This is a genomic window from Streptomyces sp. NPDC014006, from assembly GCF_043088925.1.
In the GTDB taxonomy this organism is placed as follows: Bacteria; Actinomycetota; Actinomycetes; order Streptomycetales; family Streptomycetaceae; genus Streptomyces.
On the sequence record NZ_JBICAJ010000003.1, the window covers coordinates 246,123 to 269,343 of the forward strand.

The window sequence follows — 23,221 nt, forward strand, 5'->3', positions numbered from 1 at the left end:
TCGACTTCCCCGAGGCCCCGCGTTTCTTGTGATCCTTTAAGGCAAGCCTCAGCGACACAGATCACCGAACGGCTGGCTACATTGCATCGGAAGATAGGGGTAGTCTCAGACGAACTGAATAAGTTACCGCTTAGTAATCTCCCTCGATTCACCCCTCGCAGGCCCGAGGAGCCCCCATGCAACTCGCCGCGATCATCGTGTCGCTGGCCCTGACCGTGGTCGGCGTCGCCCTGCTCGCCCGCGCCATCGGCCAGTTCGTCCGCTACTTCAAGCTGGGCCAACCGGTCCCGGCAGGCAGCCGGACCGACAACCCCTACGCGCGCAGCGTGACCCTGGTGCGGGAGTTCCTCGGCCACACGCGCATGAACCGCTGGGGGATCATCGGCATCGCCCACTGGTTCGTGGCCATCGGCTTCCTGACGCTGCCGCCCACGATCATCAACGCCTACGGCCAGCTGTTCCAGGCCGACTGGACGCTGCCGGTCCTCGGCGGCTTCCTGCCGTACGAGATGTACATCGAGTTCATCGGCGCGATGACCACGCTCGGCATCGCGACGCTGATCGTCATCCGTCTGCTCAGCCTGCCCTCCCGGCCCGGCCGCAAGTCCCGCTTCGCCGGCTCGAAGATGGGCCAGGCGTACTTCGTCGAGTACGTCATCCTCATCATCGGCCTCGCGATCTACGTGCTGCGCGCCCTGGAGGGCGCCCTGCACCACGTGGACCACTACGAGGCCGGCTACTTCGCCTCGTACCCGGTGATCCTGGCGCTGAAGGGCCTGAGCGTCTCCACGCTCCAGAACCTGGTCTACCTGTTCGCCATGATCAAGCTGGGCACGACCATGATCTGGATGATCACGGTCAGCCTGAACACCAACATGGGTGTGGCCTGGCACCGCTTCCTGGCGTTCCCGAACATCTGGTTCAAGCGCAACGCCACCGGTGAGACCGCGCTGGGCGCGCTGCAGCCGATGACGAGCGGCGGCAAGCCGATCAACTTCGAGGACCCGGGCGAGGACGACGTCTTCGGCGTCTCCCAGGTCGAGCAGTTCTCCTGGAAGGGCCTGCTGGACTTCTCCACCTGCACCGAGTGCGGCCGCTGCCAGTCGCAGTGCCCCGCCTGGAACACCGGCAAGCCGCTCTCCCCGAAGCTGCTGATCATGTCGCTGCGGGACCACGCCCACGCCAAGGCGCCGTACCTGCTCGCAGGCGGCGGCAAGACGATGGAGGGCGAGGAGAAGGCGTCCGAGGAGCAGCTGAAGGACGTCCCGGCGTCCGCGCTGGCCGAGGCCGAACGCCCGCTCATCGGCACCGCCGAGGAGAACGGCGTCATCGACCCGGACGTGCTGTGGTCCTGCACCACCTGCGGCGCCTGCGTCGAGCAGTGCCCGGTGGACATCGAGCACGTCGACCACATCGTCGACATGCGCCGCTACCAGGTGATGATCGAGTCCGCGTTCCCGTCCGAGGCGGGCACGATGCTCAAGAACCTGGAGAAGAAGGGCAACCCCTGGGGCCTGGCGAAGAAGCAGCGCCTGGAGTGGACCAAGGAGGTCGACTTCGAGGTCCCGGTCGTCGGCAAGGACATCGAGGACCTCACCGAGGTCGAGTACCTGTACTGGGTCGGCTGCGCCGGCGCCCTCGAGGACCGCGCCAAGAAGACCACCAAGGCCTTCGCCGAGCTGCTGCACATGGCGGGCGTGAAGTTCGCGATCATGGGCGGCGACGAGAAGTGCACCGGTGACTCCGCACGCCGCCTGGGCAACGAGCCCCTGTTCCAGGAGCTCGGCATGGAGAACGTGATGGCCCTGAACACGGCGTTCGGCGAGGAGCTGGACGACGAGGGCAAGGTCGTCGCGGAGTCCGCGAAGCCCAAGTCGGCGAAGAAGATCGTCGCCACCTGCCCGCACTGCCTCAACACGCTCGGCAACGAGTACCCGCAGCTCGGCGGCGACTACGAGGTCATCCACCACACCCAGCTGCTCCAGCACCTGGTGGACGAGGGCAAGCTGATCCCGGTGACCCCGGTCGAGGGCATCATCACCTACCACGACCCGTGCTACCTGGGCCGGCACAACAAGATCTACACGCCGCCGCGCGAGATCATCGCCGCCGTCCCGGGCGTCCGCAACGAGGAGATGCACCGCCACAAGGAGCGCGGCTTCTGTTGCGGCGCCGGCGGCGCGCGGATGTGGATGGAGGAACGGATCGGCAAGCGCATCAACAACGAGCGCGTCGACGAGGCCCTGTCCGTCAACCCGGACATCGTCTCCACCGCCTGCCCGTTCTGCCTGGTCATGCTGACCGACTCGGTCAACGGCAAGAAGAACGAGGGCAAGGCCAAGGAGTCCATCCAGGTCGTGGACGTCGCCCAGCTGCTCCTCGACTCCGTCAAGACGCCGGTCGACCCGGCGGGCGAGGCCGAGTCCGAGAGCGCGCCGGAGCCGGAGCCGGTGAAGTAACGGCCCCGGGCCCACCGCCCCGCAAAGCCGGACGGCGCCCCCTGACCCGCACAGGCAGGGGGCGCCGTCGTGTCCGCTGGGCGGTCCGGCGTGGCGTCCGGCGGTCCGGCGTCCGGTGGTCCGGTGGTCCGGGTGTGTCAGACGCCCTTCGGGGACGCCTGCTGGACCACCTCGAAGGACCACAGGGTCGAGCCGGAGGCCGCGGGCTTGGGTCGCTCGCCCTCGGCACCGCCCCGGTGGGCGGCCTTCATCGGCCCCTCCATCCAGGCCTGGAAGGACTCCTCGTCCCGCCAGCGCGTGTACACCAGGTACTGGTCCGTGCCCTCGACGGGGCGCAGCAGCTCGAACCACTCGAAGCCGTCGGAGTTCTCCACGGCGTGGGCCCGCGAGGCGAACCGCTTCTCCAGGACCTCCCGCTGCTCGGCGGGAACGGTCAGCACATTGATCTTGACGACGCTCATGCAGCCATCCTCGCCCACGGGGCCCGTCGTCGAACGCATCGGGGCGGTCCTGGAGGTGGGGCGGGTGCGTACGGGACCTTGCGTCAGGGGCGGGAAGGAGAGCTTCCTGCGCGGCCCGTTCACCCGGACGGGTGCCCCGCGCTCGGCCGCCGCGCCGATCCCCGCCAACCGGCTCGGCGCTCGACGCCGTCGACCTACGGCGGGGTTGACTCACCGGCCCCGGATCTGCCCCGGATCCACCCCCGAAAGGACCCCAGGGTCCCCGGCGTTGGTCCCTTAGGGGATGTCACAGCTCGGCCGCAAACCCCCGCCGTGCACACTGCCGTGGGCACGTCACTGTGCGGAACCAGGTACGTTCGATGACGTGGCTGGATTCAGGATCGGACGCGGCGGCCGGGACGGCCGTGCCCCGCAATCACGACCGCAACACCCCCCGTACGGACAGCAGGCGCCGCAGGGACCGTCGTACGGCTACCCGCAGGCGTACCCACCGAGCGGCGCCGGCGGCCCGGCATCGCCGTGGCCGCAGGCCGGCGGGCGCCCACCGCAGGGTGAGCCGGAGTACTTCGGCGGCCCGGAAGGCGGCTACGGCCCCGGCCCGGCGGACCCGTACGCGGCGAACCAGCCCGGACACACCCAGGCCTTCTCCATCGACGAGCAGGTCCGGTACGACGAGGGCTACACGCAGGGCGGCACCTACCAGGCCGGCGCGGCGGCCCCGGCCGGACCGACCGGCCCGCGGCTGCACTGGAAGGCCCTGCTGAAGGGGATCGTGCTGTCCCCGAACCAGACGTTCCTGCGGATGCGTGACTACGCGATGTGGGGCCCCGCCCTCGTCGTGACGTTCCTCTACGGCCTGCTCGCCGTCTTCGGCTTCGACGGCGCCCGCCAGGACGCGATCAACGCCACGCTCTCCAACGCCATCCCGATCGTGCTGACCACGGCGGTGGCGATGGTGCTGTCGTCGTTCGTGCTCGGCGCGGTCACCCACACGCTGGCCCGTCAGCTCGGCGGCGACGGGGCGTGGCAGCCCACGGTCGGCCTGTCCATGCTGATCATGGCCCTGACCGACGCGCCGCGTCTGATCGTGGCGATGTTCGCGGGCGGCGACGCGCCGTTCGTGCAGGTCCTGGGCTGGGCGACATGGGTCGCGTGCGGCGTGCTGCTCACCTTGATGGTGAGCCGCTCGCACGACCTGCCGTGGCCGAAGGCACTGGGCGCGTCGGCGATCCAGCTGATCGCGCTGCTGTCGATCGTGAAGCTGGGCACGTTCTAGTCCCCTGCGGTGCGGTACGGCCGCACGAAAGGCCCCCGGCGGTGAACGCCGGGGGCCTTTGGCTTGCGCGCCGGACGACTCAGGCGTCGAGCACCTGACCCGCACGCCTCACCACGGGCGGTTCGACACTCCACGGGAAGTTGATCCAGTCATCGGTGCGCTTCCAGACGTACTCGCACTTCACGAGGGACTGCGGCTTCTCGTATATGACGGCGGAGCGGACCTCGGCGACGTGGTCGAGGCAGAAGTCGTGGACGAGCTTGAGCGTCTTGCCGGTGTCGGCGACGTCGTCCGCGATCAGCACCTTCTTGGCGGTGAAGTCGATCGCGTTCGGCACCGGGGCAAGCATGACGGGCATCTCGAGGGTGGTCCCGACGCCGGTGTAGAACTCCACGTTGACCAGGTGGATGTTCTTGCAGTCGAGGGCGTAGGCGAGCCCGCCGGCGACGAACACGCCGCCGCGGGCGATGGAGAGCACGACGTCGGGCTGGTAGCCGTCGTCGGCGATGGTCTGCGCGAGTTCGCGCACGGCCTTGCCGAACAGGTCGTAGGTCAGATTCTCACGCACGTCACTCATGCTCGCGCTCACACCTGCGTCCGATGGAAGTTGATGTACGACCGGGAGGCGGTGGGCCCGCGCTGCCCCTGGTAGCGCGATCCGTACCGCTCGGCCCCGTACGGGAACTCGGCGGGCGAGCTGAGGCGGAACATGCACAGCTGGCCGATCTTCATCCCCGGCCACAGCTTGATCGGCAGGGTGGCGAGGTTGGACAGCTCCAGCGTGACGTGTCCGGAGAAGCCGGGGTCGATGAACCCGGCGGTGGAGTGGGTGACGAGCCCGAGCCGCCCGAGCGAGCTCTTCCCCTCGAGCCGGGAGGCGAGGTCGTCCGGGAGGGAGATCACCTCGTACGTGCTGGCCAGCACGAACTCACCGGGGTGCAGGATGAACGGCTCGTCGCCCTCCGGCTCGACCAGCCGGGTCAGATCCGCCTGCTCGACGGAGGGGTCGATGTGCGGGTACCGGTGGTTCTCGAACACCCGGAAATACCGGTCCAGCCGTACGTCGATGCTCGACGGCTGCACCATGTCTGTGTCGTAGGGATCGATGCGGACCCGCCCGGCATCGATCTCGGCCCGGATGTCCTTGTCAGAGAGAAGCACGTAGCGAGGATACGCAAGGCGTGCGGAGCCCCCCAATCGTGAGGGTCCCGCACGCCGATGATGATCTTTCCCGGGTTCCGCTACCGCTTCTCGACCAGGGTGACCGGCACCACGCTGCGGAGCCGGGCACACCGGGGACACCGGACGAGGCGTCCGGGACCGAGCCGCTCGGCCTGCTGCATCGGGAACGAAGCGGCGGTGAACACGTGCCCATCGGCACAACGGACGAGGGTGCGCTCCATCAAGTCCTGAAGTCCCTTCCCCAAAGAGCCGCGCCGGGCTGGACTGCCCTGACGACGAAGCCACACATTACGGGATGAAAGGGACGCCCCTCCAGGCGGCACTCCGACCTCGCGCAGCCCCTCCGGCACACCCCCACCGTACGCCCCAACTCCGGTCCCCCGCAGCCGCATACCCCGCCCCCGCGAACACACGCAGGCCCCCGTCCATGAACACCGGGGGCCTGGCATGAGGTACAGTGGGCGACGGTTCCGACACCACCGGACTCGGGGGCGTCGGCGACTTACGCGGGTGTAGTTTAATGGTAGAACATCAGCTTCCCAAGCTGAGAGCGCGAGTTCGATTCTCGTCACCCGCTCCAGATTGAAACCCCAGGTCATCGGCCTGGGGTTTGTTTGTTTTCCAGCCCAAAGAGGGGCTCGCCCGGCGCCACACCGAGGGCCGATCGCAGGGAGGCGGGTCCGGGTCGGCTTTCAACGCGTCTCATCGCCCGCTTGCCACTGAAAGCGTGGTGAAGCCGTCGTGAAATCCGGGTGGCCCAAGCTCCATGCCAGAACGAAGGCGACGCGGACCCGACCGGGCCGCGAAGAGTCGAAGGAGCCCACCACCATGGCCATCACCCTCACCGACCAGGACAAGACCACCCTGCGGACCGCCGCCTACGGCGCCGTCTCCCTCATGGCCGCCGCCGACGCCGCCGGCTCACCCCACAAGGTCGCCACCCACGGCAGCATCGCCCTGACCTCCGCGACCGGTCAGGTCGGGCACGTGCTCGCCGAGAAGTCGAAGATCAAGAACCTGAACGGCAAGTCCGTGGCCGAACTCGCCGACCATGTGCTGCCCGCCCTCACCGCGGCCATGGACCTGCTCAAGAAGCAGGACCCGGCCGAGGCCGAGAACTTCCGCAGCACCATCGGCGTCGCCCTCGACGCCGGCGTGCGGGCCCACAAGGGCGAGCCCGGCCCCGCCCTGACCGAGATGTACCGCAAGATCGCCGGTGCCCTCGACGCCGCCTGACCGGACGTCGGGTCGTCGCCGCCGAACGGCCCGGCGATTGAGCGCACTCACAACCTCGCCGCCACCGGTTCCTGTGTCTCGCGCCCCGGGGCCGTCGGCACGGTGGAGGCCGCCCCCGTGCGTGTCCTCGGCGTCCAGGGAGCCGCCGATGCCTTCGGCGAAGCCGCGTGCGACGGCGAGGCCGAGGCCGACACCGCGGGGCGCGTCGCCGTACCGCTGGAATCCGGGCACTGCGCCGCAACGTCCACGGGACTCACCAGCGCCGTGTGCCCGAAGCGAGGCATCCGTCTTTTCCACGGGTTGAGACCAGCGCCGGGGCCGCCGGGCACGGCAAGCTCGGCGTACTCGTCGAAACTGCCCGCGCCGAACAGGTCGACGACCTCCTTGTAGTCGCTGGGCAGCCGTGCGCCGAGGTCTGCCTCGATGACGGGCCAGTCCACGCGCGGCTCGGGTATCGGTTCCCAGCCGGTGACGATGCGCAGCTTCTCGGCCCAGGACGCACCTTGCGGGAAACCGGCGGCCGCTGGGTCCTCGCGGTGGGTGATCACAGCGACAGCCCGCGGGCCGGCGGGGGATGCGGCCAGGCCGCACCCGACCCAGCGGTTCCGGTAGCCCCAGCCCCGCATCTCCAGCAATTCCCCGGCCCCGAAGGGCTCGGCCAGCGGCAGGCCGGTGCGTCCGCTGAGCGACGGATCGACGAACCCGCCCGCTGCCACATTCCGGTGCTGCCCCGCCCGCCGGCCGAATTCCGCGACAAGTTCATGCAGGTTCACGCCCGGCGGTGCCTCCAGAATGATGGGTTCATCCGGATCAGGGGGATTCCCATCGATCAGGCGCCAGACGCTGTCGACGAAGGCATCGGTTTCCACGGCCGCCAGTCAACCTCGTGCCACTGACATGCCTGCGGTGACCAGGTCCGCCGCAGGCCACGCGTCCGGGGTCATCGCGGTCATCCTGCTCAGGCAGCCGGAGTCTCGGTGCCCCGACCAGGATCCGCGTTCGCATCGGGCCCGGCGCGCACGAAGGCGACGAGGCGGGGTGCGTTCACGGCCCGCCACCGCTGTTGGGCGGACCCGACGACCTTGAAGACCACGGCGCATGTGGCGGCGGCCGCACTGCCCGCCTCTCCAGTGCCCGGCGGAAAGCCGTGGAACGCGAGCAGCTCGTTCGTGTCGTTGCGGACCATCAGGCGGGGCTCGCGCTCGGCGCGTTCGTCCCGATCGTGCTCACCCGGTCGCCGCCAAGCGGCTGACTTCCGTTGCGGGTCGCGGGGCCGGCCTCGGAACAAATGCCACGCTTCACCCATGGCGCCTACTGCGAACACTGCCCCGAGGCCGGCGACAGTGCGTGTCGTCCTGCTGGCACTCGCGGCGGGCCAGTTCCTGATGGCCCTCGACAGTTCCGTCATGAACGTGTCGATCGCGGCGGTGGCCGAGGACCTGGACACGACGGTGACCGGGATCCAAGGTGCCATCACGGCCTACACCCTCGTGATGGCGATGTTCATGATCCCCGGCGGCAAGGCCGGTGCCCTGATCGGCCGCAAACGCGCGTTCATGATCGGCTGCATCGTCTACGGCTTCGGCTCCCTGACCACGGCGCTCGCACCCAACCTGACCGTCCTCCTGATCGGCTGGGCGCTCCTCGAGGGCATCGGGGCCTCGCTCATCCTGCCCGCGATCGTGACGCTCGTGGCGAGCAACTTCGCCGTTCAACGCCGTCCCGCCGCCTACGGACTCGTCGCCGCCGCAGGAGCCGTCGCGATCGCGCTGGGGCCGCTCATCGGCGGTCTCGCCACCACGTACTTCTCCTGGCGCTGGGTGTTCGCCGGTGAGGTCGTGATGGTGCTCGGCATCGTGCTGCTCGCCCGCCGCATCGCCGACGCGCCGGCCGGCGAGGGCGCGCGGATCGATCTCGTCGGTTCCGTCCTCTCCGCCCTCGGACTCGGCATCTTCGTCTACGGGGTGCTCCGCTCGGACGAATGGGGCTGGTTCAAGCCGAAGCCCGACGCGCCCTCGTGGCTCGGGGTGTCGCTGGTCGTCTGGCTGATGCTGGCCGGTCTGCTGCTGATCTGGCTCTTCCTCCACTGGGAGGCCCGCGTGGTGAAGCAGCACAAGGAACCCCTCGTCGACCCGGCCATGCTGGAGAACAAGAAGCTCACCGGCGGTCTGACGCTGTTCTTCTTTCAGTACCTCGTGCAGATGGGTGTGTTCTTCGTCGTACCGCTCTATCTGTCGGTCGCCCTGGGTCTGTCCGCGCTCGAGACCGGCGTCCGCATCCTGCCTCTGTCGCTGACCCTGCTCGCGGCCGCGATCCTGATCCCGCGTCTCCTTCCGGACGTCTCACCGCGCCGGGTCGTGCGGCTGGGGGTCCTGGCGCTGCTCGCGGGCGCGGTGATCCTGATGGCCGCCCTCGACACGGACGCCGGCGGGGAGATCGTCACCGTCCCCCTCCTGCTCATCGGGCTCGGCATGGGGGCGCTGGCCTCCCAGCTCGGTTCCGTCACCGTGTCCGCGGTGCCGGAAGCACAGAGCGCGGAGGTCGGTGGAGTCCAGAACGCCGTCACCAACCTCGGCGCCTCGATCGGTACGGCACTCGCCGGGTCGATGATGATCGCCGCGCTCACCTCGTCGTTCCTGGGCAGTGTCGAACAGAACCCGGCGGTCCCGGAACAGGTCAAGAGCCAGGCCAACGTCGAACTCCAGAGCGGCGCGCCCTTCCTGTCGGACGCACAGCTCGAAAAGGCCCTCGACGACGCCCATGTGAGCGACCAGACGTCCCAGGAGGTGCTCGACGCGAACACCGAGGCAAGACTCGACGGGCTGCGCGCCGCGCTCGCCATCCTTGCTCTCGCCGCCCTCCTCGCCCTGTTCTTCACCTCGCGGATCCCGAAGACCCAGCCGGGCGCGAGCAGGCCGTAGCCCTCGGGCGGAATGGTCACGGCTCCCGGGTCACGCCCTCGGGGATCGACAGGAAGCCGGCTGAGGCCTGCTGTCCGCACCGCACCGCCGTCCGGCTCCTTCGGAACCCATCAGCGATATCCTGATCCGTTGGCCGGGATGCGATGTGGTTCCCCCCGTTGGATGGTGGAGTCATGAACCATCACCACCAGTCCCAGCGGACGATCGACATCAACACTCGGCTCGTCACGGCCGGTGCCGTGCTCACCGCGGCCGGTGCCGTGGTGGCGTGCGCCGGCATGGCCCTCGCCGCCTCCGCCGTGTTCGCAGCGGGCCGGCGTCTGATCCGCGACATGGACGTCCCCCCGTCCCAGCAGGCGGCCATGAAGTGGCAGCAGGCCAAGGAGGCGTCCCGAGCGGGCATGAAGGCGTGGCAGTCCGCGTCCGACGCCCAGAGCTGATCGCACCCGGCTTCGCTGAGCCGGGGCGCCACTGCACCGCTCCTCCACGACCGGCCTGGCGTGGCACTGGCCGATCAGCGAGCAAGACCGCAGACGGCGACGCGCCGTGACGGCGTTTTTGCGTGAGGGCACGACCGCCCGCCCCGACGCTGCGCCGACGAGCACGCAGGACCGACCATCCGTGCCGCGTCGTGCCCCTGGCACATCCGGTGTGTGCACGGGTGAAGAGGTTGATCCGCGGACGGGGCATGTCCCAGAGGTCCGTGTCCCGCACGATGCTGTTCCGCCCGGAACGACCGTGCGGTGCCGCAATGCACACGACGTGCGCCCCTCCCCGTCCGGTGATGCAATGGCATGGGGAATCACGCACGAGCCCAGAGGTGACGCCGTGAGCGACGCATTCGATGAAGTCGACACATCCGGCGAGATCGGAATGGGACCGGTCGACTATCTGGTCGTGGAGTTTCCCGGCAACCGAATGACCGGCGAGGGCCTGCCCCTCCTGGTCGATCTGGTGGACCGGGGCGTCATCCGCATCCTCGACCTCACGTTCATCCGGAAGGACGCCGACGGATCCGTCACCGGCCTGGAGATCGGCGATCTCACCGGCGACGGCGCACTCGACCTGGCCGTCTTCGAGGGCGCGTCCTCCGGTCTGCTGGGTCAGGACGACCTCGAAGAGGCGGCCGCCGCCCTGGAACCCGGCAACTCCGCCGGTGTCCTGATCTACGAGAACCTCTGGGCCGCGCCGTTGGCCGCCGCCCTGCGCCGCGGCGGTGCCGAGCTGGTCGCCTCCGGGAGAATCCCGGTGCCCGCGATTCTGGCCGCGCTCGACGCGACCGAAACCGCACCCTGAGGTGACCTCGGGGAAGCGAGAAGGGAGATCGCCATGCCGGGACTTCTCCGAGGGGTCGCCCGTACGGCCATCGTCGCCGGAACGGCGACCGCCGTGTCGAACCGTGTGTCCCGCCGACAGCAGGGGCGATGGGCAGCCCAGCAGGAGTACCAGGCGCCCGAACCGCAGCCGGCCTACGCTGCCGAGCCGACCGCTCCGCCGGCCGCCGACATGACCAGCAAGATCGAGCAGCTGAAGCAACTGGCCGAGCTCAAGGCCCAGGGCGTCCTCACGGAAGCGGAGTTCGCTGACCAGAAGGGCAGGCTCCTCGGTTCCTGACCCGCTCCGGCAGCTGCGGCCGCGGATTCCCCGGGGCAACTGAGTCGATCCACCCCATGGCTCCCCCTGATGACGCTGCTGCGAGCCAGCGGCAGCACGACTCGACCTGCGGATGTCTGGTCGTGGGCTGTGTACAAGCCCGCTGCAGGAGCGGGCACTCGACCGCCGGGGGTTCCTGCGTCAGAGCGGGAGGTCGTCGGGGAGCACGCGGAACGCCTTGTGGCGGCCCAACGGGCGTACGGCCCGCAACTCCCGTCGGTCGAGGTGAGGATCGCGTCCGTGTCGTAGTCGGCGGCGAGCGCCACGTTCACCGCGTCTGCGAGGCCGAGGTCCAGCGCGCGGTGGCGGGCACGGACGGACTGGCCACGTCCTCGCCGCGGCCGTGCTGCTCGACGCGTTCGTCGTCCGCATCATGATCCTGCCGTCGGCGATGCTGCTGCTCGGCGATGCGAGCTGGTGGCCCGGGCGGGCAGCGGTGCGCACGGCGGCGGCCTCGGCCGAAACGCCCGGCGGGCGGCCGACGGCCGACGTACGTCGAGGGTCCATGACCGCTGTGACCGCTCCCTCGCCCGACGCCTTCTGGGCCACGTCGCTGCGCCGGTGGAACACGGTGTGCTGGGTGCTGTTCGGTGCGATGGCCGTCGGGCTGGTGACGACGGCTCCGCCCGGCGGGAGCAAGTACACGGCGCTCGCGCTGCTCGGCTGCGTGGTGCTGTGCTACGCGGTGCTCGACCGCTTCCCCCGCAATCCCGTCCTCCGCCCCAGGTGTACCTGTCGGTGCTCGTCCTCGCGCTCGGCGGGCTGGCGTATCTGGGCAGCAGCTGTGCGGCGCTGTTCATGGTGACGCTGCCGCACCACTGGATGTTCGGGCACACTCCCAGGGTCTCGATGGGATTCCTCGGGCTCGCGACCGGCGCGACGGTGGCCGGCAGCCTGAGCCGGCAGGGCTGGTCGGCCGAGCTCGATGTGAACGACCGCACGAGGGCGGTGGTGGTGGCCATGGAGAGGGGCTCCTGCGGCGACGGGCCTGAAGACCAGAACGAGAAAAACGAGAAAAGGGAGGATAGTGGCAAATAGGAGGCCGTCGTTTCCGTCTCCGTTCCGGAGTGGGTCGGCCACCTCGCTGGAGGTATCTCTTCGGGCTGGATCCCCGTGGTCTTTGGCGGCTCACACCATGCCGACCCGCGGGCCTCGCGCCCGGAAGGACACAGCGATCGTGACCGACCAACCGTATGCAGTGCCGGACGTGCCGGATGTGACCTCTCTCCTGCTGAGCACCGACTCCCTCGAGCAGTTCCTCCAGGTTCTCGCGGACAGCGCGCTGGCCCTGGCCACCGTGGCCCAGGGAGTGGGAATCACCCTTGAGCGGCAGCAGCGGCCCCTGACCGTGGTCAGCGCCGGGACGAGCGCTCCCGAGCTGGACGAGGCCCAGTACGGGCAGGACGACGGGCCCTGTCTCCAGGCGCTGCGCGCGGGCGAGGAAATCGTCGTGGCGGACATGCTGGACGAGCACCGCTGGGGGCCCTACCCGGATTACGCGGCCGCCTGCGGCACGCGCTCGTCCCTGTCCCTGCCGATCGCGGCGCACACGCACACCGCCGGCGCCCTCAACCTGTACTCGCCGAAGGTCTCCGGATTCGCCGACGCCGATCTCGCCGGTCTGCGGGCGCTCGCCGCCCAGGCCTCCGGCGCCATCGCGCTCGCGCAGCGCATCGCCGACGCGCAGCAGTACGCCGCCGACCTGCAGCGGGCGATGGAGTCCCGCACCGTCATCGACCAGGCGATCGGCGTGGTCATGGGCCGGCAGCGGTGCCCGGCCGACGAGGCGTTCGACCTGCTGCGCAAGGCCTCCCAGCACCGCAACATCAAACTCCGTGACGTGTGCGCGGAGCTGATCAGGGACGTCGGCGGAGGTCCGCCCTCGACCGGACGCGCCTTGCGGCCCCGTCCCTGACGGGCCGGCCGCCGTCCACCGAGTCGGCGAGCCGTCCCGTACGCCGGCAGTGAGGGGGCGGACGTACCGAACGTGGCATCGGGACGGTGAGGTACAGAGAGGTGTCTCGTGACAGATCGGGACCGTGCGGTCCGGCGCATGCTGACGGGGCTGCTGGGTGAGAGCCATCTGATGGCGTTCGAGCGCCTGCCGTCGCGGGTGGCCGAGCACGCGGCGACGGCGGGCTTCCGCGACGTGCTCATCTACCTCGGGGACCTGCAACGCGACACCCTGCGGCTGCTCACCGGCAGGGGGCTGAACGCCGCCGAGGGCGCCCCGCAGGACAAGGCCGAGCTGTCGGTCGAGGGCACGCTCGCCGGCCGCGCCTTCCAGTACGGGCTCGTCCTCCCGGTCGCCGACCGGGAGGACGGGCTGCATGGATGCTGGGTCCCGCTCCTGGACGGCACCGAACGACTGGGGGTGCTGTACCTGGCCTGTCCCGAGGAGGACGGGGAGGACGTCCGCCGGGACATGCGGGCACTGTCCGCCCTGGTGGCGATGTTGGTCGTCGGAAGCCGGGACACCAGTGACTCCTACGCCCGTCTGACGCGTACCCAGCCCATGAACGTCGCCGCGGAGATGCAGTGGACACTGATGCCGCCGCGCACCTACGCCGACCACCGGGTGATCATCGGCGCCGTGATGGAGCCCGCGTACGAGGTCAGCGGGGACGCCTACGACTACGCCACCGCCGACGACGTGGTCCATCTGTCGGTCTTCGACGCCATGGGGCACGACACCTCGGCCGGCCTCACCGCCAACCTCGCCGTGGGCGCCTGCCGTAACCACCGCAGGCAGGGCACGGCCCTGGACGACCTCGGCGACGCCATCGAGCGGGTGCTGCTCGGACAGTTCGGCCCGACCCGTTACGTCACCGGCGTCCTTGCCGACCTCGACACGTCCACCGGCATGCTGACCTGGGTCAACCGCGGCCACGCTCCCCCCGTCCTGATCCGTGACGGACGCTGGACCACCCTGCTGCACTGCCCGCCCGCACACCCCATGGGCGCCGATCTGCATCTGCCCACCACGGTCTGCCGCGAGCAGCTCCAGGCCGGTGACCGCCTCGTCCTCTACACCGACGGCATCACCGAAGCCCGTACCCGTGAAGGTGAGGAGTTCGGACTCACCCGTTTCATCGATTTCCTGGTCCGCCACCACATCGACGGCCTCACGGTGCCCGAGACCCTGCGTCGCCTCATCCGCGCGCATCTTCGCCACCACGACAACCGGCTGCAGGACGACGCCACGATCCTGCTGTGCGAATGGCTCGGCCCCCGGGCCGGTCCGACCACGGGCGTCGCCTCCCTCGCGGGAGTCCCGCACCCCGCGCCCGTCGACTGACGACCCTCACTCCCCCTCGGTCGTGCCTCCGGTCCGGAGCACGCGCAGCACGGAAGAAGCCGAGATCGAGCAGGCGCACGGCCGTCGCGAGGACCCGCTGCCGGGTCAGCCCGCGGTCGTGCAGATGCCCCTCGACCGTCTCCCGCACGGCGGGCAGGGCTTCGGCGACCTCGAGCACGTACTCGTGCTTGGCCAATCCGCATGAGGACCGCCTCGGTGGCGTACGCCCCGGGCAGCCGCGCGGGAACGCCGTGGATCTTGCTGTCGGGAGTGGCACGACGATGGTCCCCATCAAAGGCTTCTTCAAGATGGACGCCTGGTCCGCCGCCCTGCCCGGCCTCACCGACAAGGCTGATCGAGCGTGGCCGGCTCGCCTCTCGCGCCCTGTGGGCTTCGTCTCCTTCCGGGAATCGGGTGCGCTCGCCGGGATCTCGTCGCGTGGGGGCGACAGGGGCCGCCTACGGGCCATCGCAGGAGGTCACAGCGTTGCGACCGGGAGCGCTCGACGGCAAACCGGCACACCCGGGAGTCAATATCTGTGGTAGCGACATAAGAAATCGACGCAGCGCACGATAAATATTCCTGCGACCACAGACGGCGCGGAATTGCTTACCGCGCAGGGCCGACGCCAACGTGCTACTGTCGTCATCAGTTGCAGGTGTGGTTGCCAGACGGTTTTTCCGACGGCTGATCATCACGGCGACTCGGAATGCACACAGGGTGCATTCCTTGCACCGTCTCCGAAGGAGAAACAAAATGGCTACTGGCACCGTGAAGTGGTTCAACGCGGAAAAGGGCTTCGGCTTCATCGAGCAGGACGGCGGCGGCCCCGACGTCTTCGCCCACTACTCGAACATCGCCACCCAGGGCTTCCGCGAGCTGCTGGAAGGCCAGAAGGTGTCGTTCGACATCGCGCAGGGCCAGAAGGGCCCGACGGCCGAGAACATCGTCCCCGCCTGATACTCCGGCACGGACGCATACTTCGCAGCTGGGGCCCGCACCTTGGGGTGCGGGCCCCAGCTCGCTTTATTTTCCAGGGTTATCGACCCTGTCTTTCGGCCCGTTCTCGCGATTCTCTGCGCGCCTCATTCTGCTGCGGAAATTCCTTGATACGCGCCCGCATCGAGGAAGGTTCCGCATGAACCCCACACGTACCACTCGCGCACGCAGCAATCGCACGTATGACCGTTTCGGAGGAAGCGGAGGCACGGGCCGCTCCAGTGGGCCGCGCCGCTCCGGCGGTTACGGAAACCGGCAGACCGCGCAGGGCGATTTCGCGCTGCCGAAGACGATCACGCCCGCGCTGCCCGCCGTCGAGACGTTCGCCGAGCTCGCCATGCCGGCACCGTTGCTGACCACGCTCGGCCGGGAAGGCGTCACCGTACCGTTCCCGATCCAGGCGGCGACCCTGCCGAACTCCCTGGCCGGCCGTGACGTCCTCGGCCGCGGCCGCACCGGCTCGGGCAAGACCCTCGCCTTCGGCCTGGCGCTCCTGGCCCGCACCGCGGGCCGACGCGCCGAACCGCGGCAGCCGCTGGCCCTGGTCCTCGTCCCCACCCGTGAGCTGGCCCAGCAGGTCACCGACGCGCTGGCTCCCTACGCCCGCTCCGTGAGCCTGCGGCTCGCCACCGTGGTCGGCGGGATGTCCATCGGCAGGCAGGCCGGCGCGCTCCGCGGCGGCGCCGAGGTCGTGGTCGCGACGCCGGGCCGGCTCAAGGACCTCATCGACCGCGGCGACTGCCGCCTCGACGACGTCGACATCACCGTCCTCGACGAGGCCGACCAGATGACCGACATGGGCTTCATGCCCCAGGTCACCGCCCTGCTCGACCAGGTACGCCCCGACGGCCAGCGACTGCTGTTCTCCGCCACCCTGGACCGCAACGTGGACCTGCTGGTCCGCCGCTACCTGACCGACCCGGTGGTCCACTCCGTCGACCCGTCGGCCGGCGCCGTCACCACCATGGAGCACCACGTCCTCCATGTGCACGACGCGGACAAGCACCGCACGACCACGGAGATCGCCGCCCGCGACGGCCGGGTGATCATGTTCCTGGACACCAAGCACGCCGTGGACCGGCTGACCCAGCACCTGCTGAACAGCGGTGTCCGCGCCGCGGCACTGCACGGCGGCCGGTCCCAGCCGCAGCGCACCCGCACCCTCGCCCAGTTCAAGGACGGTCACGTCACCGTGCTGGTGGCGACCAACGTCGCCGCCCGCGGCATCCACGTCGACGACCTCGACCTCGTCGTCAACGTGGACCCGCCCAGCGACCACAAGGACTATCTGCACCGCGGCGGCCGTACGGCCCGCGCCGGCGAGTCCGGCAGCGTCGTCACCCTGGTCACGCCCGGCCAGCGCCGTGGCATGAGCCGGCTGATGGCGTCGGCCGGCATCACCCCGCGTATCACCCCGGTGCGCTCGGGCGAGGCGGAGCTGAGCCGCATCACCGGCGCCCAGGCGCCCTCAGGTGTGCCGGTAGTGATCACCACGCCGGTCGCGGAGCGTCCCCGCCGCGCGTCGTCGTCCTCCCGCCGCCGGGGCTCCAGCGGCCAGGGGCGGCCCGTCGGCGCGGGCGTGCGCCGCAGGGCGCCGCGCAGGGCCGGGAACGACGCGGCCGCATAGTCCGGCGCGGTCCCCTGAGCCCACCCTCACCGAAGGAGACACTCTTGACGTCAGCGCGGACGCACCACCGCATGCCGGATTCCGCCGCCGGAACCGTGGTCGACGACATCGAGGGGCACGGGCCCCGGGTGTGCGACGACATGACCGTCGAGGTGGCTCTGGCCGTCATGGCGGGCGCCCGCGTCGAGTACCTGACCGTGTGCGACGGGGACGACCAGAGCACGGGTCTGATCACCCTGGTCCGGCTCGCCGGCCTGCGGGACAGCTCCACGTACACGGACCGGATCCGTCTGCGGGACGTCCTCGACGGAACGCCGCCCGCGCCGGGCGGCCGCTCCGGCGGCATCGGTGGGTGCGGCCGGGTGGCCGGCGTACTCGCCCTCTCGCGCTGACTCCGCCTCGCCGGGCAGCCCGCCCTCCTTCTCCCGCGACTTCCCCCCTGTGAGGCATCATGCGCTGTGTCATCGCCCGGTACCCGTTCGACCTGACCAAGACCGGGGTGCTGGCCTCGATGAAGGGCGTCAGGCCCGGGCTCGTCACGGGTGACTCCGTGACCATCGGCCGCCGCCGCTACCCCGTCAAGCAGGTCGGTCAGATCCTCACGCGGCAGGATCCGCGTGACTTCACCGCCGGCGAGGTCACGCGGGCCATGACGCGCCTCGGCTTCACCTGCCACGGCCGCCCGGAGCCCGTGACCGCGGCTGTTCACACGGATGTCCAGGTCGCGTCGGCCCTGCTCGGCGGCGCCGACCCCGTGGCCATGTGAGTACGGGCGGGAAACCGCCCTCAAGATCCCGATGGGGGCCCTGCCGACGCGCGTCGGCAGGGCCCCCATCGCTGTGTCGCCGTCCAGGTGAAAGGCCCGGCGGCCGGTCACGTGGTGATCGCGGCAAGCTTCCCCACCCGCCGAAGGGATGAAATCTGCTCCTCGCGGAGTAGATTTTCGCACCCGGCGTGGGTATGCTCCTTCACGTAGACACGGTCGATCGAGACCCGCCAGACACGAACTGGTGGGATGGCTGAATACGAAGTACGCAGGTCAGTGCGGCCCTCGAGCCTCGAAGCCACAGCGTTCCCGGAATGGCGACGGGACTGAGGGCCGCACTGGGCGGCTCGCACATCGAGGAGCCGCCGCCAGCAATGCCGGTTCCTTCAGTGGAGGTGGTCCCCGGTCACGCAGCTGCGATCCCCCGCTCCGCCCTGCCGGGCCGGGGAGCGGTAACAGACAGGTCGGCACAGCAGTAGTGCCGACGGATGGTGTTGAATTTCCTTCGGGGCCCTGGTGCCGTACGGCACCAGGGCCCCTCGACGCGTTGGCACAGCGAGGTGACATGACATCGGACAACCCACTGAATGATCGTCTGGACGACGACGACTACCCCGCGTACTCGATGGGCCGGGCGGCCGAGATGCTCGGCACCACCCCGGCCTTCCTCCGGGCGATCGGGGAGGCTCGTCTGATCACTCCGCTGCGCTCGGAGGGAGGACACCGCCGGTACTCCCGCTACCAGCTGCGGGTCGCCGCCCGGGCCCGGGAGCTCGTCGACAAGGGGACTCCGATCGAGGCCGCGTGCCGCATCGTCATCCTGGAGGACCAGCTCGAGGAGGCGCAGCGGATCAACGCCGAGTACCGCCGTGCCGCCAGCGAGTCGGCGGGCGGTTCCGGCTCCGCCTGATCAGGTGGGAGCGGGCCGACTCGTCACCCGCTCGCGCTGTTCAGGTCCGGTAGCGGTAGAGGATCCGGCCGCGGGTCAGGTCGTACGGGCTGAGCGCCACGAGCACCCGGTCGAACGGCAGGATCCTGATGTGGTTCTTCCGGATCTTCCCGCTGATGTGCGCGAGCACGTGGTGCCCGTTGGGCAGTTCGACCTTGAAGGTGGCGTTGCGCAGGCATTCGAGGACGATGCCCTCGACGTCCACGCTCTTCGCGGGCGTCATCGGCGCACCAGCTCCAGGCAGCCGCCCGAACGCCGGGCGCCGGCGCCCTCGACCAGCGCGATCGCCGCGGCGTTGGACTCGTCCACCTCGGCCCAGGCGGACTCGACCCCATCCCGGTGCAACGCGCCCAGCGCGTGGGCCAGCAGCGCCCGCCCGATGCCGTGCCGGCGGTGATCCGCCCGGACAGCGAGCAGCCCGATCCGCGCTCGGCGGCGCACCCGCGCGACACGGACCAGACCGACGTACTCGCCGCCTCGGACCGCCGTCGCGTACTTCGCCGGGTCCACCGGCAGGGACCCGGCCGGGAGGGGCAGCACCTCGGCGGGCATGGTGCGCCAGCCGACGGTGGCTTCGACCTCCTCGCGGATCGCGCGGTCCAGCGCGCGCAGCAGGCTCTCGTCCGCCGCGCCGGCGGGCAGGATCGTCACATCCGGCGGGAGCCGCAGACCGCCGAGCCCGGTTTCGCGTACGTCGGTGGGCAGGTCGTACTCCCGCTCGCGGCGTCCGACGGTGAAGCCGAGCCGCTCCCAGCTCGCCCTCAGGTCGTGGTCGGCCTCGCCGACCACGGTGTGGAGCTGCTCGGGGAGGTCCGCCAGCATCGCGGCGGCGAGCTCGTCGAAGACCGCGCCCTGCCACACGTCGATGCTGATGAAGCGCCGCCCGTCGGGCCGTTGCGAGAGATCTCCGCGGCCGACGATCCGGTCGTCTGCCACCGCCTCCCACCGTGCCGGAGCGACCCGCGTGATCGTCACAGTGTTCATGGGTGTTCGCCTTTCGGGAATGCCTTGTGGAGAGGCGCTCCCGACGACACCTTGATCAGTCGCACACCGTGACGGAAAGGGGGAGCACCCACTTCGATACAGCGTTCACGGGTGTCACCTCCTCGGGCGAAGTCACGGTCGAGCGCAAGCTAGCAGCTCGTTCGTCGGCCCGGCCAGCTCTTTTCCATCCGGGGTCAGGTGCCGGGGTTCGCGGTGCGGAGTTCTTCCGCCGCCGCCTGGTAGGCCGCGGCGGACCGGGTGAAGTAGTCGAAGAGCACGGCCAGTTGGTCCGGCTCGTAGTCGCGGAGGATGTCGCCGATCTTCTGGCGGGCCGGGGCCATGACGCGGTCCAGGTCGGCCGGTTCGCCCACCGGCTCCACGACGGCCTTGCGGCGGTCGCCGGGGTCGGGGGCGCGGCGCACGTAGCCGGCCTGCTCCAGCCTGTCGATCAACCGGGTCGTCGGGCCGGTCGTCAGGCCCGTGCGTTCGGCCAGTTCCCCGGGGGACATCGGGCCCGACAGCTGAAGGATGTTCAGCGCGTACAGGTCGGTGGCACCCAGGCCGCACGCCTTGGCGCCGGCGTGGCCGTGCAGCATCACGGCGCTCAGGTACCGACGGTAGACCTCGCTCGCATCGGCTCGCATCGACGGCGTTGACACGGGTCCTTCCTTTCCCTAACATCTTCCTCAAGGAAGAAACATCTCCAACACAGATACTTCGTCCGTGAAGCTACCACGTCCTGCACGTCCACCGAACCGGAGGCAGAGAAGTGACGACCCGCACCCCCGTCGAGCCCGCCCGCGAGAGCGACACCGCCGCGATCCGTTCCCTTCTCGACGAGAGCAGCGCGGCCTGGATGCGCGGCGACGGAACCGCGTACGGCAGGTGCTTCACCGAGGACGCGACCGACGTCACCTTCGTGGGCACCGTGTACCGCGGCGGCGAGGAGATCGGCCGAGCGCACCAGGCCCTCTTCGGCGGATTCCTCAAGGGCACCCGGCTGACCCTCGACATCACCGACATCCGCTTCTACGGGACCGACACCGCGGTCGTCGTCACCCGGGGGGACGTCGGCAAGGGCCGGCCGAAGCGGCTCGGCAAGCTCGCCACCTACACCGTCGTGCGCGACGCCGGGGGGCGGTGGCTGATCGCCGCCGTCCAGAAGACCCAGCACAGGCGCCTGATGGAGGCCGTCTCCTTCCGGTTCCAGCCCGCCACCCGGCCCGCGGCGCGGTGACGCGCGGCAGGGAAAGAGGACTGCTGTCGCCGACCGGGGTGCCGCCGGATATTCCCGGATCGGCAAGCGGAGCGTAATTTGTTTTTTCCGTGCGGGGGCGATTGCGGCATGGTACTGTCGGCGTCAGTTGCAGTTGTGGTTGCCGGGAATTTTTTCCTGCGGAGTGATCATCGCGGCGACCGAAGCCGCGCAGGGCGGCTTCGAACACCGTCCCGAAGGAGAAAAAAATGGCGACCGGTACTGTCAAGTGGTTCAACGCGGAAAAGGGTTTCGGCTTCATCGAGCAGGACGGCGGCGGCGCTGACGTCTTCGCCCACTACTCGAACATCGCCACCCAGGGCTTCCGCGAGCTGCAGGAGGGCCAGAAGGTGACGTTCGACATCGGCCAGGGCCAGAAGGGCCCGACGGCCGAGAACATCGTCCCCGCCTGACCTGCGCACCATCGCGTTACACAGCAGCTGGGGCCCGCACCTTGGGGTGCGGGCCCCAGCTCGTGTCGTTCGGGGCGTCGTCGACCGATCCGGTCCGCCCCCTCAATTCCGGCTCGTTCTCGCGGTTCTTCGCGCGGCTGTTTTCCGCCGCGCGATTTCCTTGACGGATACGTGCCGCGTCCAGGAAAGCGTGAAGATTTCGCATGAGCCGTGCTCGTTCCGCTCGCACATACAACCGATCCGGCGGATCCGGTTCCTCCGGTGGTTCCCAGAGCCGCCGTGGGCGTCGGCCCTCCTCGGCACAGAGCTCCTCGCGTCCGTCGGGTGAATTCGCCCTGCCGACGACGATCACGCCCGCGCTGCCGCCGGTGGAGTCGTTCGACGAGCTGGGCCTGCCGCCGGCCCTGCCGGCCGCCCTCCGCCGGGAGGGAGTGACCGTGCCGTTCCCGATCCAGGCGGCGACCCTGCCGAACTCCCTGGCCGGCCGTGACGTCCTCGGCCGCGGCCGCACCGGCTCGGGCAAGACCCTCGCCTTCGGCCTGGCGCTCCTGGCCCGCACCGCGGGGCAGCGCGCCGAACCGCGGCGCCCGCTGGCCCTCGTGCTGGTACCGACGCGTGAGCTGGCCCAGCAGGTCACCGACGCGCTCACCCCCTACGCCCGTGCCGTGAGCCTGCGGCTCGCCACCGTGGTCGGCGGGATGTCGATCGGCAGGCAGGCCGGTGCGCTGCGTGCCGGCGCCGAGGTCGTGGTCGCGACGCCGGGCCGGCTCAAGGACCTCATCGACCGCGGCGACTGCCGCCTCGACGACGTCGACATCACCGTCCTCGACGAGGCCGACCAGATGACCGACATGGGCTTCATGCCCCAGGTCACCGCCCTGCTCGACCAGGTACGCCCCGACGGCCAGCGACTGCTGTTCTCCGCCACCCTGGACCGCAACGTCGACCTGCTGGTCCGCCGCTACCTGACCGACCCGGTGGTCCACTCCGTCGACCCGTCGGCCGGCGCCGTCACCACCATGGAGCACCACGTGCTGCACGTCGATGACGCGGACAAGCGGCAGGCGACCACCGAGATCGCGGCCCGCGACGGCCGGGTCATCATGTTCCTGGACACCAAGCGCGCGGTGGACCGGCTCACCAAGCACCTGCTGAACAGCGGTGTCCGCGCCGCGGCACTGCACGGCGGCCGGTCCCAGCCGCAGCGCACCCGCACCCTCGCCCAGTTCAAGGACGGTCACGTCACCGTGCTGGTGGCGACCAACGTCGCCGCCCGCGGCATCCACGTCGACGACCTCGACCTCGTCGTCAACGTGGACCCGCCCACCGATCCCAAGGACTACCTGCACCGCGGCGGCCGTACGGCCCGCGCCGGCGAGTCCGGCACCGTCGTCACCCTGGTGACCCCCGACCAGCGCGGTGAATTCAAGCGGCTGATGGCGTCGGCCGGCGTCACGGCACGCATCACGGCCGTGCGTTCCGGGGAGGAGGAGCTGAGCCGCATCACCGGGGCCCGGACCCCCTCCGGTGTGCCCGTGGTCGTCGCCGCGCCCGCCGCGGAACCCAGCCGTCGCGCCGCGGCTCCCGGCTCCTCCTCGTCCCGCTCCCGCCGCGGCCGTTCGGGGCGCGGGAGGACTCCCGGGGAAGCGGCACGGCGTAGCGCGGGGCGCGGCTCCGCCCTGGGCCGGGCGGCCTAGCACCACCGGCCCACCGGCCGGAACGTCCCCTGTCCGGCAGCCCGT

The 23,221-nt window shown here is 70.0% G+C and carries 26 protein-coding genes, 1 tRNA gene and 2 pseudogenes; 20 read left to right on the forward strand and 9 right to left on the reverse strand.

What is annotated here, in order from left to right; all coding sequences use genetic code 11:
• The first annotated feature begins 176 nt into the window (after window positions 1-176).
• Entirely contained in the window at window positions 177-2,459 is a 2,283-nt protein-coding gene (locus ACF1GV_RS13320; protein WP_391679982.1) for a (Fe-S)-binding protein, read from the forward strand.
• A 137-nt stretch (window positions 2,460-2,596) separates the two neighbouring features.
• Here ACF1GV_RS13320 and ACF1GV_RS13325 read toward each other — a convergent pair whose 3' ends face one another.
• Window positions 2,597-2,920: an antibiotic biosynthesis monooxygenase family protein gene (locus tag ACF1GV_RS13325; RefSeq protein ID WP_391679983.1), complete on the reverse strand. Its 324-nt coding sequence runs from the start codon at window positions 2,918-2,920 to the stop codon at window positions 2,597-2,599.
• A 283-nt stretch (window positions 2,921-3,203) separates the two neighbouring features.
• On the opposite strand from ACF1GV_RS13325, the gene ACF1GV_RS13330 reads away from it, so the two are divergent.
• Entirely contained in the window at window positions 3,204-4,196 is a 993-nt protein-coding gene (locus ACF1GV_RS13330) for a YIP1 family protein (protein ID WP_391679985.1), read from the forward strand.
• Between the two features lie 79 nt (window positions 4,197-4,275).
• Here ACF1GV_RS13330 and ACF1GV_RS13335 read toward each other — a convergent pair whose 3' ends face one another.
• Both ACF1GV_RS13335 and dcd read right to left on the reverse strand, forming a co-directional pair.
• Complete coding sequence (locus ACF1GV_RS13335) at window positions 4,276-4,773, reverse strand: phosphoribosyltransferase (RefSeq protein WP_391679987.1); 498 nt, start codon at window positions 4,771-4,773, stop codon at window positions 4,276-4,278.
• Between the two features lie 8 nt (window positions 4,774-4,781).
• Window positions 4,782-5,357: a dCTP deaminase gene (gene dcd / locus ACF1GV_RS13340; protein WP_363265165.1), complete on the reverse strand. Its 576-nt coding sequence runs from the start codon at window positions 5,355-5,357 to the stop codon at window positions 4,782-4,784.
• A 527-nt stretch (window positions 5,358-5,884) separates the two neighbouring features.
• Here dcd and ACF1GV_RS13345 point away from each other — a divergent pair.
• Window positions 5,885-5,958, forward strand: a tRNA-Gly gene (locus ACF1GV_RS13345).
• Between the two features lie 248 nt (window positions 5,959-6,206).
• Entirely contained in the window at window positions 6,207-6,614 is a 408-nt protein-coding gene (locus ACF1GV_RS13350; RefSeq protein WP_391679989.1) for a hypothetical protein, read from the forward strand.
• Window positions 6,615-6,661: 47 nt separating this feature from the next.
• On the opposite strand, the gene ACF1GV_RS13355 is transcribed toward ACF1GV_RS13350, so the two are convergent.
• Entirely contained in the window at window positions 6,662-7,483 is an 822-nt protein-coding gene (locus tag ACF1GV_RS13355; RefSeq protein ID WP_391679991.1) for a hypothetical protein, read from the reverse strand.
• A 435-nt stretch (window positions 7,484-7,918) separates the two neighbouring features.
• Between ACF1GV_RS13355 and ACF1GV_RS13360 the strand changes: the two genes are divergently transcribed.
• The 4 genes from ACF1GV_RS13360 (at window position 7,919) to ACF1GV_RS13375 (ending at window position 11,149) form a co-directional block, all read left to right on the forward strand.
• Entirely contained in the window at window positions 7,919-9,535 is a 1,617-nt protein-coding gene (locus ACF1GV_RS13360; protein ID WP_391679992.1) for an MFS transporter, read from the forward strand.
• Window positions 9,536-9,708: 173 nt separating this feature from the next.
• A complete protein-coding gene (locus ACF1GV_RS13365) occupies window positions 9,709-9,975 on the forward strand; it encodes a hypothetical protein (RefSeq protein ID WP_363265167.1) in 267 nt (88 codons plus the stop codon).
• A 433-nt stretch (window positions 9,976-10,408) separates the two neighbouring features.
• Window positions 10,409-10,831: a DUF6325 family protein gene (locus tag ACF1GV_RS13370; RefSeq protein WP_391680425.1), complete on the forward strand. Its 423-nt coding sequence runs from the start codon at window positions 10,409-10,411 to the stop codon at window positions 10,829-10,831.
• 33 nt (window positions 10,832-10,864) lie between these two features.
• A complete protein-coding gene (locus ACF1GV_RS13375; protein ID WP_391679993.1) occupies window positions 10,865-11,149 on the forward strand; it encodes an SHOCT domain-containing protein in 285 nt (94 codons plus the stop codon).
• A 180-nt stretch (window positions 11,150-11,329) separates the two neighbouring features.
• On the opposite strand, the pseudogene ACF1GV_RS13380 reads toward ACF1GV_RS13375, so the two are convergent.
• A pseudogene (locus ACF1GV_RS13380) lies at window positions 11,330-11,520 on the reverse strand (VapC toxin family PIN domain ribonuclease); the annotation flags it as partial.
• A gap of 11 nt (window positions 11,521-11,531) precedes the next feature.
• Between ACF1GV_RS13380 and ACF1GV_RS13385 the strand changes: the two are divergent.
• The 4 genes from ACF1GV_RS13385 (at window position 11,532) to ACF1GV_RS13400 (ending at window position 14,486) form a co-directional block, all read left to right on the forward strand.
• Entirely contained in the window at window positions 11,532-11,993 is a 462-nt protein-coding gene (locus tag ACF1GV_RS13385; protein ID WP_391679994.1) for a hypothetical protein, read from the forward strand.
• On the forward strand, window positions 11,987-12,226 hold the full coding sequence (locus tag ACF1GV_RS13390) for a hypothetical protein (protein ID WP_391679996.1): 240 nt from the start codon (window positions 11,987-11,989) through the stop codon (window positions 12,224-12,226). Before ACF1GV_RS13385 ends, ACF1GV_RS13390 begins: the two co-directional genes overlap by 7 nt.
• 139 nt (window positions 12,227-12,365) lie before the next feature.
• On the forward strand, window positions 12,366-13,103 hold the full coding sequence (locus ACF1GV_RS13395) for a GAF and ANTAR domain-containing protein (protein WP_391679998.1): 738 nt from the start codon (window positions 12,366-12,368) through the stop codon (window positions 13,101-13,103).
• A 138-nt stretch (window positions 13,104-13,241) separates the two neighbouring features.
• Complete coding sequence (locus ACF1GV_RS13400; RefSeq protein WP_391680426.1) at window positions 13,242-14,486, forward strand: PP2C family protein-serine/threonine phosphatase; 1,245 nt, start codon at window positions 13,242-13,244, stop codon at window positions 14,484-14,486.
• Between the two features lie 49 nt (window positions 14,487-14,535).
• On the opposite strand, the pseudogene ACF1GV_RS13405 reads toward ACF1GV_RS13400, so the two are convergent.
• A pseudogene (locus ACF1GV_RS13405) lies at window positions 14,536-14,682 on the reverse strand (DNA topoisomerase IB); the annotation flags it as partial.
• 560 nt (window positions 14,683-15,242) lie between these two features.
• Between ACF1GV_RS13405 and ACF1GV_RS13410 the strand changes: the two are divergent.
• The 5 genes from ACF1GV_RS13410 (at window position 15,243) to ACF1GV_RS13430 (ending at window position 18,788) form a co-directional block, all read left to right on the forward strand.
• Window positions 15,243-15,446 carry a cold-shock protein gene (locus tag ACF1GV_RS13410; RefSeq protein ID WP_030648194.1) on the forward strand — a complete coding sequence of 68 codons (204 nt, stop codon included), beginning with the start codon at window positions 15,243-15,245 and terminating at the stop codon, window positions 15,444-15,446.
• A gap of 178 nt (window positions 15,447-15,624) precedes the next feature.
• Complete coding sequence (locus tag ACF1GV_RS13415) at window positions 15,625-17,112, forward strand: DEAD/DEAH box helicase (protein WP_391680000.1); 1,488 nt, start codon at window positions 15,625-15,627, stop codon at window positions 17,110-17,112.
• Window positions 17,113-17,156: 44 nt separating this feature from the next.
• Window positions 17,157-17,504 carry a CBS domain-containing protein gene (locus tag ACF1GV_RS13420; RefSeq protein ID WP_391680002.1) on the forward strand — a complete coding sequence of 116 codons (348 nt, stop codon included), beginning with the start codon at window positions 17,157-17,159 and terminating at the stop codon, window positions 17,502-17,504.
• A 59-nt stretch (window positions 17,505-17,563) separates the two neighbouring features.
• On the forward strand, window positions 17,564-17,878 hold the full coding sequence (locus ACF1GV_RS13425; protein ID WP_391680003.1) for an SCO5918 family protein: 315 nt from the start codon (window positions 17,564-17,566) through the stop codon (window positions 17,876-17,878).
• A 565-nt stretch (window positions 17,879-18,443) separates the two neighbouring features.
• The gene (locus tag ACF1GV_RS13430; RefSeq protein ID WP_363265172.1) at window positions 18,444-18,788 is read left to right on the forward strand and encodes a MerR family transcriptional regulator; all 345 of its coding nucleotides are present in this window, start codon (window positions 18,444-18,446) and stop codon (window positions 18,786-18,788) included.
• A gap of 40 nt (window positions 18,789-18,828) precedes the next feature.
• On the opposite strand, the gene infA is transcribed toward ACF1GV_RS13430, so the two are convergent.
• The 3 genes from infA to ACF1GV_RS13445 all read right to left on the reverse strand — a co-directional run bounded on the left by infA (window position 18,829) and on the right by ACF1GV_RS13445 (window position 20,470).
• Complete coding sequence (gene infA, locus ACF1GV_RS13435) at window positions 18,829-19,050, reverse strand: translation initiation factor IF-1 (RefSeq protein WP_363265173.1); 222 nt, start codon at window positions 19,048-19,050, stop codon at window positions 18,829-18,831.
• Window positions 19,047-19,811: a GNAT family N-acetyltransferase gene (locus tag ACF1GV_RS13440; protein ID WP_391680004.1), complete on the reverse strand. Its 765-nt coding sequence runs from the start codon at window positions 19,809-19,811 to the stop codon at window positions 19,047-19,049. Before ACF1GV_RS13440 ends, infA begins: the two co-directional genes overlap by 4 nt.
• A gap of 194 nt (window positions 19,812-20,005) precedes the next feature.
• Window positions 20,006-20,470, reverse strand: coding sequence for a MarR family winged helix-turn-helix transcriptional regulator (locus ACF1GV_RS13445; protein WP_391680006.1), 465 nt, complete (start codon window positions 20,468-20,470; stop codon window positions 20,006-20,008).
• Between the two features lie 110 nt (window positions 20,471-20,580).
• On the opposite strand from ACF1GV_RS13445, the gene ACF1GV_RS13450 reads away from it, so the two are divergent.
• The 3 genes from ACF1GV_RS13450 (at window position 20,581) to ACF1GV_RS13460 (ending at window position 23,176) form a co-directional block, all read left to right on the forward strand.
• On the forward strand, window positions 20,581-21,048 hold the full coding sequence (locus tag ACF1GV_RS13450) for an SgcJ/EcaC family oxidoreductase (RefSeq protein WP_391680007.1): 468 nt from the start codon (window positions 20,581-20,583) through the stop codon (window positions 21,046-21,048).
• 227 nt (window positions 21,049-21,275) lie between these two features.
• Window positions 21,276-21,479, forward strand: coding sequence for a cold-shock protein (locus tag ACF1GV_RS13455; protein WP_391680009.1), 204 nt, complete (start codon window positions 21,276-21,278; stop codon window positions 21,477-21,479).
• Window positions 21,480-21,682: 203 nt separating this feature from the next.
• The gene (locus ACF1GV_RS13460; RefSeq protein WP_391680010.1) at window positions 21,683-23,176 is read left to right on the forward strand and encodes a DEAD/DEAH box helicase; all 1,494 of its coding nucleotides are present in this window, start codon (window positions 21,683-21,685) and stop codon (window positions 23,174-23,176) included.
• Window positions 23,177-23,221: the final 45 nt, after the last annotated feature.

What these genes read in the sequence shown, in the direction of transcription:
- ACF1GV_RS13370 (WP_391680425.1), top strand. Translation starts at nt 10,409, where the DNA reads ATGGGACCGGTCGACTATCTGGTCGTGGAGTTTCCCGGCAACCGAATG.
- ACF1GV_RS13425 (WP_391680003.1), top strand. Translation starts at nt 17,564, where the DNA reads ATGCGCTGTGTCATCGCCCGGTACCCGTTCGACCTGACCAAGACCGGG.
- ACF1GV_RS13325 (WP_391679983.1), bottom strand. Translation starts at nt 2,920, where the DNA reads ATGAGCGTCGTCAAGATCAATGTGCTGACCGTTCCCGCCGAGCAGCGG.
- ACF1GV_RS13455 (WP_391680009.1), top strand. Translation starts at nt 21,276, where the DNA reads ATGGCGACCGGTACTGTCAAGTGGTTCAACGCGGAAAAGGGTTTCGGC.
- ACF1GV_RS13330 (WP_391679985.1), top strand. Translation starts at nt 3,204, where the DNA reads ATGTCACAGCTCGGCCGCAAACCCCCGCCGTGCACACTGCCGTGGGCA.
- ACF1GV_RS13375 (WP_391679993.1), top strand. Translation starts at nt 10,865, where the DNA reads ATGCCGGGACTTCTCCGAGGGGTCGCCCGTACGGCCATCGTCGCCGGA.
- ACF1GV_RS13440 (WP_391680004.1), bottom strand. Translation starts at nt 19,811, where the DNA reads ATGAACACTGTGACGATCACGCGGGTCGCTCCGGCACGGTGGGAGGCG.
- ACF1GV_RS13335 (WP_391679987.1), bottom strand. Translation starts at nt 4,773, where the DNA reads ATGAGTGACGTGCGTGAGAATCTGACCTACGACCTGTTCGGCAAGGCC.
- infA (WP_363265173.1), bottom strand. Translation starts at nt 19,050, where the DNA reads ATGACGCCCGCGAAGAGCGTGGACGTCGAGGGCATCGTCCTCGAATGC.
- ACF1GV_RS13390 (WP_391679996.1), top strand. Translation starts at nt 11,987, where the DNA reads ATGGTGACGCTGCCGCACCACTGGATGTTCGGGCACACTCCCAGGGTC.
- ACF1GV_RS13400 (WP_391680426.1), top strand. Translation starts at nt 13,242, where the DNA reads ATGCTGACGGGGCTGCTGGGTGAGAGCCATCTGATGGCGTTCGAGCGC.
- ACF1GV_RS13410 (WP_030648194.1), top strand. Translation starts at nt 15,243, where the DNA reads ATGGCTACTGGCACCGTGAAGTGGTTCAACGCGGAAAAGGGCTTCGGC.
- ACF1GV_RS13365 (WP_363265167.1), top strand. Translation starts at nt 9,709, where the DNA reads ATGAACCATCACCACCAGTCCCAGCGGACGATCGACATCAACACTCGG.
- ACF1GV_RS13350 (WP_391679989.1), top strand. Translation starts at nt 6,207, where the DNA reads ATGGCCATCACCCTCACCGACCAGGACAAGACCACCCTGCGGACCGCC.
- ACF1GV_RS13360 (WP_391679992.1), top strand. Translation starts at nt 7,919, where the DNA reads ATGGCGCCTACTGCGAACACTGCCCCGAGGCCGGCGACAGTGCGTGTC.
- ACF1GV_RS13430 (WP_363265172.1), top strand. Translation starts at nt 18,444, where the DNA reads ATGACATCGGACAACCCACTGAATGATCGTCTGGACGACGACGACTAC.
- ACF1GV_RS13415 (WP_391680000.1), top strand. Translation starts at nt 15,625, where the DNA reads ATGAACCCCACACGTACCACTCGCGCACGCAGCAATCGCACGTATGAC.
- ACF1GV_RS13460 (WP_391680010.1), top strand. Translation starts at nt 21,683, where the DNA reads ATGAGCCGTGCTCGTTCCGCTCGCACATACAACCGATCCGGCGGATCC.
- ACF1GV_RS13320 (WP_391679982.1), top strand. Translation starts at nt 177, where the DNA reads ATGCAACTCGCCGCGATCATCGTGTCGCTGGCCCTGACCGTGGTCGGC.